General features: G+C 75.7%; 1 protein-coding gene. It reads left to right on the top strand.

Annotated elements, in window-relative coordinates; translation table 11 throughout:
- Nucleotides 1-16 precede the first annotated feature (16 nt).
- Nucleotides 17-16,321: a type I polyketide synthase gene (locus tag MOV08_RS03295; protein ID WP_275306129.1), complete on the top strand. Its 16,305-nt coding sequence runs from the start codon at nucleotides 17-19 to the stop codon at nucleotides 16,319-16,321.
- Nucleotides 16,322-16,323 lie beyond the last annotated feature (2 nt).

The raw sequence follows: 16,323 nt of genomic DNA, 5'->3' as shown, positions 1-16,323 counted from the left end.
ATTGATGGAGCAGACGATGAACGCGCCCGAGAACCCCGAGAACAACGTAGTCGCCGCACTCCGCGCCGCGGTCAAGGAGACCGACCGGCTCCGGCGGCAGAACCGGATGCTGGTCGCGGCGGCCAAGGAACCGATCGCCGTGGTCGGCATGGCCTGCCGCTTCCCCGGCGCCGTCGACTCCCCCGAAGCGCTGTGGGAGATGGTCGCCACCGGCACCGACGTGATCTCCGGATTCCCCGACGACCGCGGCTGGGACCTGGACGCGCTGCGCAACAGCGGCACCGACGCCCGCGACACCGACGTCAGCCAGCGCGGCGGATTCCTGGACTGCATCGCCGACTTCGACCCCGGCTTCTTCGGGATCTCGCCGCGCGAGGCGGTCACCATGGACCCGCAACAGCGGCTCCTGCTGACCACCGCCTGGGAGGCCGTCGAGCGGGCCGGTATCGACGCCGGCACGCTGCGCGCCACCCGCACCGGCGCGTTCATCGGCACCAACGGCCAGGACTACGCCTACCTGCTCGTCCGCTCCCTGGACGACGCCACCGGCGACGTCGGCACCGGCATCGCCGCCAGCGCCGCCTCCGGCCGGCTCTCCTACACCCTCGGCCTCGAAGGCCCCGCGCTCACCGTCGACACCGCCTGCTCCTCGTCGCTGGTCGCCCTGCACCTGGCCGTGCAGGCGCTGCGCAACGGCGAGTGCGGCATGGCGCTGGCCGGCGGCGTCAACGTGATGGCCACACCGGGCTCGCTGGTCGAGTTCAGCCGCCAGGGCGGGCTGGCCCGGGACGGCCGTTGCAAGGCGTTCGCGGACGCCGCCGACGGCACCGGCTGGTCCGAGGGCGCCGGCGTGCTGCTGCTGGAACGGCTCTCCGACGCCCAGCGCAACGGCCACCCGGTGCTCGCCGTGGTCCGCGGCTCCGCCGTCAACCAGGACGGCGCCTCCAACGGCTTCACCGCCCCCAACGGCCCCTCCCAGCAGCGCGTCATCCGCCAGGCCCTCGCCAACGCCGGCCTGGCCACCGGCGACATCGACGCGGTCGAGGCGCACGGCACCGGCACCCCGCTCGGCGACCCCATCGAGGCGCAGAGCATCCTCGCCACCTACGGCCAGGACCGCGCCCGCCCGGTGCTGCTCGGCTCGATCAAGTCGAACATGGGCCACACCCAGGCCGCGTCCGGCGTCGCCGGAGTGATCAAGATGATCATGGCGATGCGGCACGGCGTCCTCCCGCAGACCCTGCACGTCGACCGGCCCTCCACCCATGTCGACTGGACCAGCGGCAGCGTCGAACTCCTCACCGACGCCCACCCGTGGCCGGAGACCGGCCGGCCGCGCCGCACCGGCATCTCCTCCTTCGGCGTCAGCGGCACCAACGCCCACGTCATCGTCGAACAGGCCCCCGACACCCCCGCCCGGACCGCCGCCGACGACACCCCGCCCCGCACCCCGCAGACACTGCCGTGGCTGCTCTCCGCCCGCACCGGCGCCGCCCTGCGCGACCAGGCCACCGCGCTGCTCGACCACCTCGACCGCCCCGACGGCAACCGCGCGCCCACCGCCCTGGACACCGCGTTCTCCCTCGCCACCACCCGCGCCGCCCTGGAGCACCGGCTCGCCGTCGTCACCGGCACCGACGGCACCGCCGGACGGGACGCCCTGACCGCCTGGCTGGCGCACGGCACCGCCCCCGACACCCACGAAGGACATGCCGCCGGACGCACCCGCTGCGCGGCCCTCTTCTCCGGCCAGGGCGCCCAGCGCCCGGGCATGGGCCGCGAACTCCACGCCCGCTTCCCGGTGTTCGCCCGGGCCCTCGACACCACCGTGGACCTGCTCGACGCCGAACTGGGCTGCTCCCTGCGGGAGGTGATCTGGGGCACCGACGACGCGCCGCTGAACGAGACCGGCTTCACCCAGCCCGCCCTGTTCGCCGTCGAGGTCGCGCTGTACCGCCTGATCGAATCCTGGGGCGTCGCCCCGGACTTCGTCGCCGGCCACTCCATCGGCGAGATCGCCGCCGCACACGTCGCCGGGGTGTTCTCCCTGGAGGACGCCTGCACACTGGTGGCCGCCCGCGCCGGGCTGATGCAGGCGCTGCCGCGCGGCGGGGCGATGGTCGCCATCGAAGCCACCGAGGACGAGGTCGCCCCGCTTCTCATCGACGGCGTCGCGATCGCCGCGGTCAACGGTCCCACCTCGCTCGTCGTCTCCGGCGACGAGACCGCCACCCTCGCCGTCGCCGCCCGCCTCGCCGAACAGGGCCGCCGCACCACCCGGCTGCGGGTCAGCCACGCCTTCCACTCGCCGCTGATGGACCCGATGCTCGCGGAGTTCCGCGCGGTCGCCGAGGGCCTGTCCTACGGCGAACCGCAGATCCCGGTGGTCTCCAACCTCACCGGCGCGGTCGCCGACGGCACCCTGCTCGGCACCGCCGACTACTGGGTCCGGCACGTCCGCGAGGCGGTCCGCTTCGCCGACGGCATCCGCGCCCTCGCCGACGCCGGCGTCGGCGCCTTCCTCGAACTCGGCCCGGACGGCACGCTCGCCGCCCTGGCCCAGCAGTCCGCCCCCGACACCCTCTCCGTCCCCGTCCTGCGCAAGGACCGCGACGAGGAGCCCGCCGCGGTCGCCGCACTGGCCCGGCTGCACACCGCCGGCGTCCCGGTGGATTGGACGGCGTTCTACGCCGGCACCGGCGCCCACCGCACCGACCTGCCGACCTACGCCTTCCAGTACGAGCGCTACTGGCCCAAGGCCACCTACCGGCCCGCCGACGCCACCGGCCTCGGCCTGACCGCCGCCGACCACCCGCTGCTCGGCGCCGCCATGTCCGTCGCCGGGTCCGACGAACTCCTGCTCACCGGCACCCTGTCGCTCGCCACCCACCCCTGGCTCGCCGACCACGTCGTCGGCGGCATGGTCTTCTTCCCCGGCACCGGCTTCCTGGAACTGGCCGTCCGCGCCGCCGACCAGGTCGGCTGCGACCGGGTCGAGGAACTCATGCTCGCCGCGCCGCTGATCCTGCCCGCCACCGGCACCGTCCAGATGCAGATCGCGGTCGGCGCCGCGGATGACGACGGCGGCCGTGACCTGCGCTTCTTCACCCGGCCCGGGGACGACCCGGACGCCGCCTGGACCCAGCACGCCACCGGTCGGATCACCGAGGGCGAGCGCGTCCTCGCCCTCGACACCACCACCTGGCCGCCCGGCGACGCGGAGCCCGTCGACATCGACGGCCTCTACGACCGCTACCGCGCCAACGGCCTCGACTACGGGCCCGTCTTCCGCGGTCTGCGCGCCGTATGGCGCCGCGACACCGAGATCTACGCCGAGGTCGCCCTGCCCGAAGGCACCGCCGACGCCGACGCGTTCGGCCTGCACCCGGCCCTCTTCGACGCCGTCCTGCACAGCACCCTCTTCGCCTCCGCCGACGGCGACGACCGCAGCCTCCTGCCGTTCGCCTGGAACGGCGTGTCCCTGCACGCCGCGGGCGCGGACGCGCTGCGCGTCCGGATCACCAGCTGCGGCCCCGACGCCGTGGAGATCACCGCCGTCGACCCGCAGGGCCGCCCCGTCGTCTCCGTCGAATCGCTGACGCTGCGCGCCGCCGGCCCCGACGCCGGCACCGCCGACCAGCGCACCGACGCCAACTCCCTCTTCCGCATGGACTGGACGCCCCGCACCGTCCACGCCCCGGCCACCCCCGCCACCTGGGCCGTCCTCGGCACCGACCCGCTCGGCCTGACCGAGGCGCTCACCGCCGCCGGCCCCGACACCGTCGCGGAGCTCCACAACGGTGTGGACGCCCTCGGCGAACTCGCCGCCGGCGACGACCGGCCGGTGCCCGACGTGGTCGCGGTACCGCTGCGCGGCGCCACCGACCACGGGCCGGCCGGCGCCCACGACCTGACCCGCACCGTCCTGGCCCTGCTCCAGGAATGGCTGGCCGAGGACCGCTTCGCCCGCTCCCGGCTGCTGCTCGTCACCCGCGGCGCGGTCGCCGACGGCGAGCGCGGCCCGCTCGACCTGGCCGCCGCCCCGGTCTGGGGCCTGGTGCGCTCCGCCCAGTCCGAGAACCCCGGCCGACTGCTGCTCGTCGACCTCGACGACACCGCCGAGTCCGCCGCCCAACTCCCCTTGCTGCCGGCCCTCCTGGACGCCGACGAGCCGCAGGCCGTGGTCCGCGAGGGCACCGTCCGCGTCGGCCGGCTCGCCCGCCTGGACTCCGGCCGCGGCCTCGTCCCGCCGCCCGGCACCCCCTGGCGCCTGGGCAGCCGCGCCAAGGGCAGCCTCGACGGCCTCGCCCTGCTGCCCCACCCCGAGGCCCGACGACCCCTCACCGGCCACGAGGTCCGCGTCGGCATCCGCGCCGCGGGCCTGAATTTCCGTGACGTGTTGAACGCGTTGGGGATGTATCCGGGGGATGCGGGGCTGTTCGGTTCGGAGGCGGCCGGTGTGGTCGTCGAGGTCGGGCCGGACGTCACCGGCCTGGCACCCGGCGACCGGGTCATGGGCATGCTCTTCGGCGGCTTCGGACCGCTCGGCATCGCCGACGCCCGGCTGCTCACCCCCGTCCCGGCCGACTGGTCCTGGGAGACGGGTGCCTCGGTGCCGTTGGTGTTCCTCACCGCGTACTACGCCCTGAAGGAGTTGGGTGGTCTGCGGGCGGGGGAGAAGGTGCTGGTGCACGCCGGTGCCGGTGGTGTCGGTATGGCGGCGATCCAGATCGCCCGGCATGTCGGTGCCGAGGTGTTCGCCACGGCCAGTGAGGGCAAGTGGGACGTGCTGCGCTCGCTGGGCGTGGCCGACGACCACATCGCCTCCTCCCGCACCCTCGACTTCGAGGCGGCATTCGCCGAGGTCGCCGGCGACGGCGGCCTGGACGCGGTGCTGAACGCGCTGTCCGGTGAGTTCGTCGACGCCTCGATGCGGCTGCTGGGCGACGGCGGCCGGTTCCTGGAGATGGGCAAGACCGACATCCGCGCCGCGGACTCCGTCCCCGACGGCCTCACCTACCACTCCTTCGACCTCGGCATGGTCGATCCGGAACACATCCAGCGGATGCTGCTCGACCTCGTCGAGCTGTTCGACCGCGGCGCGCTGGCCGCGCTGCCGGTCCGCAGCTGGGACGTGCGCCGCGCCGGCGAGGCGTTCCGCTTCATGAGCCTGGCCCAGCACATCGGCAAGATCGTGCTCACCGTGCCGCAACCCCTCGACCCCGACGGCACCGTGCTCCTCACCGGCGGCACCGGCGGCCTGGCCGGCCTGCTCGCCCGCCACCTGGTCACCGAGCACGGCGCCCGCCACCTGCTGCTGGCCGGCCGGCGCGGCCCCGACGCGCCCGGCGCCGCCGCACTCCACGCCGAACTGACCGCCCTGGGCGCCGAGGTCACCCTCGCCGCCTGTGACGTCGCCGACCGCGCCGCGCTCGCCGCGCTGCTCGCCACCGTGCCCGCCGACCACCCCCTCACCGCCGTCGTGCACACCGCCGGCGTCCTGGACGACGGCACCCTCACCGCCCTGACCCCCGACCGCCTCGCCACCGTCCTGCGGCCCAAGGTGGACGCCGCCTGGCACCTGCACGACCTCACCCGCGACCTCGACCTGGCCGCTTTCGTGCTCTACTCCTCCACCGCCGGCGTCATGGGCGGACCGGGCCAGGCCAACTACGCGGCCGGCAACACCTTCCTCGACGCGCTCGCCGCCCACCGACACGCCCTCGGCCTGCCCGCCACCTCGCTGGCCTGGGGCGCCTGGGAACAGGGCGCCGGCATGACCGGCGCACTGACCGACCACGACCTGCGCCGGGTCAGCGACGCCGGCGGCCAACCGCTGCTCACCGCCGAACGCGGCCTCGCCCTCTACGACGCCGCCACCGCCGCCGACGAACCCCTGATCGTCCCGCTCGGCCTCACCGGCGGTGCGCTGCCCGCCGGGGTCGGCGTTCCCGCCGTGCTGCGCGGCCTGGTCCGCACCGCGGGCCGCCGGGCCCGGGCCGGCACCGCCGGCGTCTCCCGCGCCGGCCTCGCCGAACGCCTTGCCACCCGGCCCGAGGAGGAGCGCACCCCCTTCCTCGTCGAGCTGGTGCGCACCGAGGCCGCCACCGTCCTCGGCCACGGCTCCACCGACCCCGTGGACGCCCGCCGCGAGTTCCGCCAACTCGGCTTCGACTCGCTGACCGCCATCGAACTGCGCAACCGACTCGGCAAGGCCACCGGCCTCACCCTGCCCGCCACCCTTATCTTCGACTACCCGACCCCCGACCGCCTCGCCGTCTACCTGCACGACGAACTCCTCGGCGCGGACGCCCCGGTGACCGTCACCGCCGCCGCACAGGCCGCGGACCCGGAGCACGACCCGGTCGTCATCGTCGGCATGAGCTGCCGCTTCCCCGGCGGCGTCAGCTCCCCCGAGGAGCTGTGGGACCTGGTGGCATCCGGCACCGACGCGATCACCGGCTTCCCCGCCGACCGCGCATGGGACCGCCACCCGCCGCTCGGCGGCGCCCCCGGCGCACGCACCGGCCAGGGCGGATTCCTCCGCGACATCGCCGACTTCGACGCCGCCTTCTTCGGCATCTCGCCGCGCGAGGCCCTGGCCATGGACCCGCAACAGCGCATCCTCCTCGAAGTCGCCTGGGAGGCCGCCGAGCGCGCCGGCATCGACCCGCAGACCCTGCGCGGCAGCCACACCGGCGTGTTCATGGGCGTCAGCGGCCAGGACTACGCCGGCCTCGTGATGCGCTCCCGCGACGACATCGCCGGCCACGCCACCACCGGCCTCGCCGTCAGCGTCGTCTCCGGCCGCCTCGCCTACGCGCTCGGCCTGGAGGGCCCGGCCCTGTCCGTGGACACCGCCTGCTCCTCCTCCCTGGTGTCGCTGCACCTGGCCGCCCAGGCGCTGCGCGCGGGGGAGTGCACCATGGCCCTGGCCGGCGGCGTCACCGTCATGACCACCGCCGCCAACTTCACCGGCTTCTCCCGGATGGGCGGCCTCGCCCAGGACGGCCGCTGCAAGGCGTTCTCCGACTCCGCCGACGGGACCGGCTGGTCCGAGGGCGCCGCCGTCCTCGTCCTGGAACGCCTCTCCGACGCCCGGCGCGCCGGCCACCGCGTACTCGCCGTGGTGCGCGGCTCGGCGGTCAACCAGGACGGTGCGTCCAACGGTCTGACGGCGCCCAACGGCCCCGCCCAGCAGCGCGTCATCCGGCAGGCCCTGGCCAACGCGGGCCTGAACCCCGCCGACGTGGACGCCGTCGAGGCGCACGGCACCGGCACCCCGCTCGGCGACCCCATCGAGGCCCAGGCCCTGATCGCCGCCTACGGCACCGACCGCGACCCCGAACACCCGCTGCTGCTCGGCTCGGTGAAGTCCAACATCGGCCACACCCAGTCCGCGGCCGGCGCGGCCGGGCTGGTCAAGATGGTCATGGCCATGCGCCACGGCACCCTGCCGCAGACCCTGCACCTCACCGAACCGTCCTCGCACGTGGACTGGTCGGCGGGCACGGTGCGGCTGCTCACCGAGCGGACCGCCTGGCCGCAGACGGACCGTCCGCGTCGGGCCGGGGTCTCCTCGTTCGGTATCAGCGGCACCAACGCCCACGTCATCCTGGAGCAGCCGCCCGCCGAGCCCACCCCCACCCCCACCGCCGACCCGGGCCGGCCCGCGCCCACCGTGGTGGCCTGGCCCGTCTCCGCGCAGACCCCGGCCGCCCTCGACGCCCAACTGGACCGGCTGCGCACCGCCGCCGCCCTGGCGCCGCTCGACACCGCCCACACCCTCGCCACCGGCCGCTCGCTCTTCGAACACCGCGCCGTCCTGCTCGCCATCGTCGGCGACCCGGCGACCGGAGCCCTCGACCTGCCCGAGGTCGCCAGGGGAGCGGCGACGCCGCACCGCACTGCGTTCCTCTTCTCGGGGCAGGGTGCTCAGCGGTCGGGGATGGGGCGTGAACTGCATGCTGCTTTCCCGGTGTTCGCGGAGGCGTTCGACGAGGTGGTGGCTGTGTTGGACGCGGAGTTGGGCTCTGTTGCCGGTGGGGGTGTGTCGTTGCGGGAGGTGATGTGGGGCGAGGGGTCGGAGTTGTTGGATCGGACGCGTTTTACGCAGCCGGCTTTGTTTGCGGTGGAGGTGGCGCTGTTCCGGTTGGTGGTCTCGTGGGGGGTGGGGCCGGAGTTTGTGGCGGGGCATTCGGTGGGTGAGATTGCGGCGGCGTATGTGGCCGGGGTGTTCTCGTTGGTGGATGCGTGTCGTTTGGTGGTGGCGCGGGCTGAGTTGATGGATGCGTTGCCGGTGGGTGGCGTGATGGTTGCGGTGGAGGCGGCTGAGGCGGAGGTGGTGTCGCTGTTGGTCGATGGGGCGGCGATCGCTGCGGTCAATGGTCCGGTGTCGGTGGTGGTCTCCGGTGTGGAGGCGGCTGTTGGGCGGGTTGTGGATCAGTTGGTGGGGCGGGGGCGGCGGGTCCGTCGGTTGGCGGTCAGTCATGCTTTCCACTCGCCGTTGATGGATCCGATGGTGGATGCTTTCCGGGTCGTCGCGGAGGGTGTGGACTACCGTCGGCCGCGTATCCCGGTGGTGTCCAATGTGACGGGTGAGGTGGCCACGGCGGAGGAGCTGTGCGTGGCCGACTACTGGGTGCGGCACGTCCGGGCGACCGTGCGGTTCGCCGACGGCGTCCGGGCACTGGCCGGGCGCGGTGCCACCGCCTTCCTGGAGATCGGCCCCGACGGCGTACTGTCCGCGCTCGCCCGCGGCGTCCTGCCCGCCGAGGCGCTCGTGACGCCCGCCCTCCGCAAGGACCGCGACGAGGAGAGCGCCCTGCTGGCCGGACTGGCCCGGCTGCATGTCGCCGGCGTGACCGTCGACTGGAGCGCCGCCCTGACCGGCACCGGGGCGCGCGGCACCGACCTGCCGACCTACGCCTTCCAACGCGAACGGTACTGGCCGGAGTTGGCCGCCGATCCCGCGGGCGGCGGCGCGGATGCCGCGGACGCGGAGTTCTGGGCCGCAGTGGAGCGCGCGGACGCCACCGCGCTCGCCGCCCACCTGGACATCGACGGCGACCAGCTCGGCGCCGTGCTGCCCGCACTGTCCGCCTGGCGCACCCGGCGCCGCACCGCCTCGGCCACCAACGCCCTGCGCCACCGGGAGAGTTGGGAACCGCTGTCGCTCGTCGGCACGCCGCACACCGGCGGCGTCCTGGTGCTGGTGCCCGCCGCCGCGACCACCGACCCCTGGGTCGCCGACGTCGTCGCCGCCCTCGGCCCGGACGCCCGCCGGGTGGACGTCCCGGCCGACGGCACCGACCGGGCCGCGCTCGCCGCCCTGCTCACCGAAGCGGTCCACGACACCGCCCCGACCACCGTGGTCTCCCTGCTCGCGCTCGACGAGACCAGCGGCGACGACGCGGTACCGGCCGGCACCACCGCCACCGCCGCGCTCGTCCAGGCCCTCGCCGACACCGACCTCCCGGCCCCGCTGTGGGCCCTGACCCGGGGCGCGGTCGCCGCGCTCCCCGACGAGCGGCCGACCGCCCCCGCCCAGGCCGCCGTCTGGGGCCTCGGCCGGATCGCCGCCCTCGAACTCCCGCGCCACTGGGGCGGACTGATCGACCTGCCCGCCGACCTCGACGAGCGCACCGCACGCCGACTGCCCGCCGCACTGGCCGATGCCGGCGACGAGGACCAGCTCGCGCTGCGCGCCACCGGCGCCTACGGCCGCCGGATCATCCCGGCGCCCGCACCCGACGACGCCCCCGGCACCGGGTGGCAGCCGACCGGCACCGTCCTGATCACCGGCGGCACCGGAGCCCTCGGCCGGCACACCGCCCGCTGGCTCGCCGCCCACGGCGCCGAGCACCTGCTGCTGCTCAGCCGCAGCGGCCCCGACGCGCCCGGCGCGGCCGAACTCACCACCGAACTCACCGCTCTCGGCGCCCGCGTCACCCTCGTGGCCTGCGACGCCGCAGACCGGGAGCAGCTGACGCGGGTCCTCGCCGAGGTACCGCAGGACTGCCCGCTGACCGGCGTGGTGCACACCGCCGGAGTGCTCGACGACGGCGTGCTCACCGGCCTCACCCCGGACCGGTTCGCCACGGTCTTCCGCGCCAAGGTGGCCTCCGCCGCCCTCCTCGACGAGCTGACCCGGGACACCGACCTGGCCGTCTTCGCGCTGTTCTCGTCCGTCGCCGGCGCCGTCGGCAACCCCGGCCAGGCCGGCTACGCCGCCGCCAACGCGGTCCTCGACGCCCTCGCCGCCCGCCGCCGGGCCCAGGGCCTGGCCGGCACCTCGATCGCCTGGGGCGCCTGGGCCGGCGACGGCATGGCCGCCCGCCACACCCGTCCCGGCACCGACCCCGTCGGCCTGCTCGCCCCCGACCTCGCCGTCCCGGCCCTGGCCCGCGCCGTGACCGAGCCGCAGCCCACCCTCGTCCTCGCCGACCTCCAGCAGCCGCGGCTCCTGGAATCCCTGCTGGCCCTGCGCCCCAGCCCGCTCCTGAGCCGGCTGCCCGCCGCCCGCAGCGCGGCCCGCGCGGTCCAGGAGGCGGACCGCCGCCGAGCCGACGCCGCGGCCGACCTGCGCGACCAACTGGCCGGCACCGCACCCGCCGACCGCCACGCCGTCCTCCTCCGCCTGGTGCGGACCACGGCCGCGACGGTCCTCGGCCACACCGGTGCCGACGCCATCCGGGCCGACAAACCCTTCCGCGACCTCGGCTTCGACTCGCTGACCGCGGTGGAACTGAGCACCGCTCTCGCCGCCGCCACCGGCCTGGCCCTCCCGCCCAGCCTCGTCTTCGACCACCCCTCCCCGCGGGCGCTCGCCGACCACCTGCGCGCCGAACTCACCGGCGACCGGCCGGAATCCGCCCCCGCGGCCCCGCCGGCACCGGTCCCCGCTGCGGACGACGACCCGATCGTCGTCGTCGGCATGGCCTGCCGCTTCCCGGGCGGCGTCACCACCCCCGAGGAGTTCTGGCAGCTGCTCGCCGAGGGCCGGGACGGCATCGACGCGTTCCCCACCGACCGAGGCTGGGACCTCGACGTGCTCGCCGGCGACGGCCAGGGCCACAGCGCCACCGAGGTCGGCGGCTTCCTCTACGACGCGGCCGACTTCGACCCCGGCTTCTTCGACATCTCCCCGCGCGAGGCGCTCGCCATGGACCCGCAGCAGCGGCTGCTGCTGGAGACCGCCTGGGAGGCCGTCGAACGCACCGGAACCGACCCGACCCAGCTGCGCGGCAGCCGCACCGGCGTCTTCGTCGGCACCAACGGCCAGGACTACGCCGGCCTCGTCCTGCGCGCCCAGGAGGACGTCGAGGGGCACGCCGGCACCGGACTGGCCGCCAGCGTGATCTCCGGCCGCCTCGCCTACGCCTTCGGCTTCGAGGGCCCGGCCGTCACCGTCGACACCGCCTGCTCCTCGTCGCTCGTCGCCCTGCACTGGGCCGTCCAGGCGCTGCGTGCGGGGGAGTGCTCCCTGGCCCTGGCCGGCGGCGTCACCGTCATGACGACCTCGACGAGCTTCGCCGGCTTCACCCGGCAGGGCGGCCTGGCGCCGGACGGGCACTGCAAGGCGTTCTCCGACTCCGCCGACGGCACCGGCTGGTCCGAGGGTGTGGGCGTCCTCGTCGTCGAACGCCGCTCCGACGCGCTCCGCAACGGCCACCGGATCCTCGCCGTGGTGCGCGGCTCGGCGGTCAACCAGGACGGTGCGTCCAACGGCTTGACGGCGCCCAACGGCCCTGCCCAGCAGCGGGTCATCCGGCAGGCGCTGGCCGGCGCCGGGCTGTCCACGGCCGACGTGGACGCGGTCGAGGCGCACGGCACCGGCACCGTCCTCGGCGACCCCATCGAGGCCCAGGCGCTGCTCGCGACCTACGGCCAGGACCGGCCCGCCGACCGGCCGTTGTGGCTCGGCTCGGTGAAGTCCAACATCGGCCACACCCAGGCCGCCGCCGGCGCCGCGGGCCTGATGAAGATGGTGCTGGCCCTCCAACACGGCACGCTGCCGCGCACCCTGCACGTCACCGAGCCCTCGACCCGGGTCGACTGGTCGGCCGGCGCGGTGCGGCTGCTCACCGAGCGGACCGCCTGGCCGCAGACGGACCGTCCGCGTCGGGCCGGGGTCTCCTCGTTCGGTATCAGCGGCACCAACGCCCACGTCATCCTGGAGCAGCCGCCCGCCGAGCCCACCCCCGTGGCCCCTGCCGACCGCCCCACCCGGACGCCCGCCGTCCTCCCGTGGGTCGTCTCGGCCCGATCGGCCGCCGCGCTCGACGCGCAGCTCGCGCGGCTGCGGGCGTTCGCCGCCGAGCGCCCGGACCTGCCGCCCGCCGACGTCGCCCACTCACTCGTCACCGGCCGCGCCACCTTCGAACACCGGGCGGTCCTGCTGGCCGCGCCCGACGGCATCACCACGGCCGCCCGCGCCGAGGCCCGCGAACGCCGCACCGCGTTCCTCTTCTCGGGGCAGGGTGCTCAGCGGTCGGGGATGGGGCGTGAACTGCATGCTGCTTTCCCGGTGTTCGCGGAGGCGTTCGACGAGGTGGTGGCTGTGTTGGACGCGGAGTTGGGCTCTGTTGCCGGTGGGGGTGTGTCGTTGCGGGAGGTGATGTGGGGCGAGGGGTCGGAGTTGTTGGATCGGACGCGTTTTACGCAGCCGGCTTTGTTTGCGGTGGAGGTGGCGCTGTTCCGGTTGGTGGTCTCGTGGGGGGTGGGGCCGGAGTTTGTGGCGGGGCATTCGGTGGGTGAGATTGCGGCGGCGTATGTGGCCGGGGTGTTCTCGTTGGTGGATGCGTGTCGTTTGGTGGTGGCGCGGGCTGAGTTGATGGATGCGTTGCCGGTGGGTGGCGTGATGGTTGCGGTGGAGGCGGCTGAGGCGGAGGTGGTGTCGCTGTTGGTCGATGGGGCGGCGATCGCTGCGGTCAATGGTCCGGTGTCGGTGGTGGTCTCCGGTGTGGAGGCGGCTGTTGGGCGGGTTGTGGATCAGTTGGTGGGGCGGGGGCGGCGGGTCCGTCGGTTGGCGGTCAGTCATGCTTTCCACTCGCCGTTGATGGATCCGATGGTGGATGCTTTCCGGGTCGTCGCGGAGGGTGTGGACTACCGTCGGCCGCGTATCCCGGTGGTGTCCAATGTGACGGGTGAGGTGGCCACGGCGGAGGAGCTGTGCGTGGCCGACTACTGGGTGCGGCACGTCCGGGCGACCGTGCGGTTCGCCGACGGCGTCCGGGCACTGGCCGGGCGCGGCGCCACCGCCTTCCTGGAGATCGGCCCCGACGGCGTACTGTCCGCCCTGGCCGCGGCCTGCCTGTTCGACACGGACGCCGAAGTGGTGCCCGCCCTGCGCAAGGGCCGCCCCGAGGAGCACACCGCCCTCACCGCCGCCGCCCAACTCCACGTGGCCGGCGTGGACATCGACTGGACCGCGGTCCTGGCCGGCACCGGCGGGCGGCGGACCGCCCTGCCCACCTACGCCTTCCAGCGCGAGCGGTACTGGCCCTCGCTCGCCGCACAGGCCCCCGGCGACGCCGGCGGGCTCGGCCTGGAAGCCGGGCGGCACCCGCTGCTCGGGGCCGCGACCACCGTCGCCGGATCCGCGGAGATCCTGCTCACCGGCCGACTGTCGACCACCGCCCAGCCGTGGCTCGCGGCCTACGAGGCGGACGGCCGCACCGTTCTGCCGGCCGCGGTCCTCGCCGAACTCGCCGTCCGCGCCGGCGACCAGGCCGACTGCCCGACCGTGGCGGAACTGACCGTCGCCGCACCGCTCGTCCTCACCGGCGCGGCGGCCCAGCGCCTCCAGGTCCGGGTGGCCGCCCCCGACGACACCGGCCGGCGCGCGCTGTCCGTGCACGCCCGACCCGACGACGCCCCCGACCGCCCCTGGACGCTGCACGCCACCGCGGTCCTCACCCGCGACACCCCGCGGCCCCCGGCGCCCGACACCGTCTGGCCGCCGGAGCGCGCCGTGCCGCTCGACGCCCTGCCCACCGCCACCGGCCCGGCCGGGATCGCGGCGGCCTGGCAGCGGGGCGACGAACTCTGCGCCGAGATCGAGCTCCCCGAACCCGGCCCGGCGGAGCGGGCGTTCGCGCTGCACCCGGCGCTGCTGGACACCGCGGTCCGCGCCGGCGGCCTGCTGGACGGCGACGCCACCCTGGACGCCGTCGGCTGGCGGTGCCTCGCCCTGCACGCCGCGTCCGCCACCGCCCTGCGGGTCCGCCTCACCCCGGACGGCACCGACACCTGGGCCCTGGAGGCCACCGACCCCCAGGGCGCTCCGGTCGTCTCCGTCACCGGGCTCACCCTGGGAACGCCCACCGTCGACCGGTCGGGGGCCGGGGCGGCCGATGGCGGCGCGACCCTGCTCGACCTGGACTGGGTGCCCGCGCCGCAGGCCGCACACACCGGCGGTGACCACCTCCCCTACGCCGTCCTCGGCGGTCAACTCGCGGAGTTGGACGGGGAGTCGCGGATCACGAGCGACGCGCCCGGGCGCGTCGCGTCGCTGGCCGCGCTGCTGGACGGCGGTGCGCCGCTGCCCCGGCTCGTCCTCGCGCCGGTGCTGGGCGAGCCGACCGGGGAAGGCGACCTGCCCGCCGCGGTGCGCGGCACCACCACGGCGGTGCTGGAGCTGCTGCAGCGCTGGACCGCCGACGCCCGCACCGCCGACAGCCACCTGGTGATCGTCACCCGTGGCGCCGTCGCCGCCGGGGCGGAGGACGTGCACGACCTGGCGGCGGCCCCGGTCTGGGGCCTGGTCCGCTCGGCGCAGTCCGAACACCCCGGCAGCCTCCTGCTGCTCGACCTCGACCCCGCCGATCCCGCGGGAGCCGCCCGCGCCGCCGCGCCGGCCACCCTGGCGGCGCTGCTCGACGCGGGCGAGACCCAGGCCGCGGTGCGCGCCGGCACGCTCACCGTCGCCCGGCTGACCCGGGCCGCCGACGGACCCGAGGCCGCCGCCGGACACCCGGTGCGGGACTGGGACCGCGACGGCACCGTCCTGATCACCGGCGGCACCGGCGGCCTGGGCGGCCTCCTGGCCCGCCACCTCGTCACCGGACACGGCATCAAGCACCTGCTGCTCGCCGGGCGCCGCGGCCCGAACGCCCCCGGCGCGAGGGCCCTGCGCGACGAACTGGCCGCCCTCGGCGCAGAGGTGACCGTCGCCGCCTGCGACGTGGCCGACCGCGCCGCACTGGACCGGCTCCTCGCGCAACTGCCGCCGGAGCACCCGCTGACCGCCGTCGTGCACACCGCCGGCGTCCTCGACGACGCCACCGTCGGCACCCTGACGCCCGAGCGGCTGGACACCGTCCTGCGCGCCAAGGCGGACGCCGCCTGGCACCTGCACGACGCCACCCGCGACCGCGACCTGGCCGGGTTCGTGCTGTACTCCTCGGTCGCCGGTGTCACCGGCGGCCCCGGCCAGGGCAACTACGCCGCCGGCAACACGTTCCTCGACGCGCTCGCCGCGCACCGCGCCGCCCAGGGCCTGCCCGGCCTGTCGCTGGCCTGGGGACCGTGGGCGCAGGACGCCGGCATGACCGGCACCCTCGGCGCCGCCGACCTGGCCCGCCTGGAGCGCTCCGGCATGCCGCCGCTCACCCCGGAAGGGGGCCTGGCCCTGTTCGACGCCGCCGGCGCCCGCGGCGACGGGTTCGCGGTGGCGGTGCGGCTCGCCGGTGGCGCCGCCGCACCGGGCGCCGGCGAGGTCCCCGCGGTGCTGCGTGCCCTGGTGCGCGGCCGGCGCCGCACGGCGGCCGCGGCCGGGCACGCCGGGGGACTGGCCCGCCGGCTGGCCGCCCTGGACACCGAGCAGCGGCATCAGGCGCTGCTCGACCTGGTCCGCACCGAGACGGCCGCGGTGCTCGGCCACTCCGGGGCGGACGCCGTCCCGGCCGAACGGGACTTCAACCGGCTGGGCTTCGACTCGCTGATGGCGGTCGAACTGCGGACGCGGCTGGCCACCGCCACCGCGGCCCGGCTGCCGGCCACCCTGGTCTTCGACCACCCGACGCCGGACGCGGTCGCCCGGCACCTCGCGTCGACGCTGCCCGGCGGGGGCGCGGCCGGCCCGGACCGTTCCCCGCTGGCCGAACTCGACCGGATCGCCGCCGAGTTGTCGCCGGAGCGCGCGGACGACGCCACCCGACAGGGCGTCGTCGGACGGCTGCGGCACCTGCTGGCGCAGTGGGACGGCACCCGGCAGGACGGCGGTGCGACGACCGTCGACGACCGCATCGAAGCGGCGAGCGCCGAAGAGGTCCTCGCCTTCATCGACCACGAGCTCGGCCGGCAGGCGGACTCCTGACC

It is taken from the genome of Streptomyces yunnanensis (assembly GCF_029011865.1).
Classification (GTDB): Bacteria; Actinomycetota; Actinomycetes; order Streptomycetales; family Streptomycetaceae; genus Streptomyces; species Streptomyces yunnanensis.
Note: the sequence above shows the minus strand (reverse complement) of the source record. Positions and strands in the feature narration are given on the sequence as shown.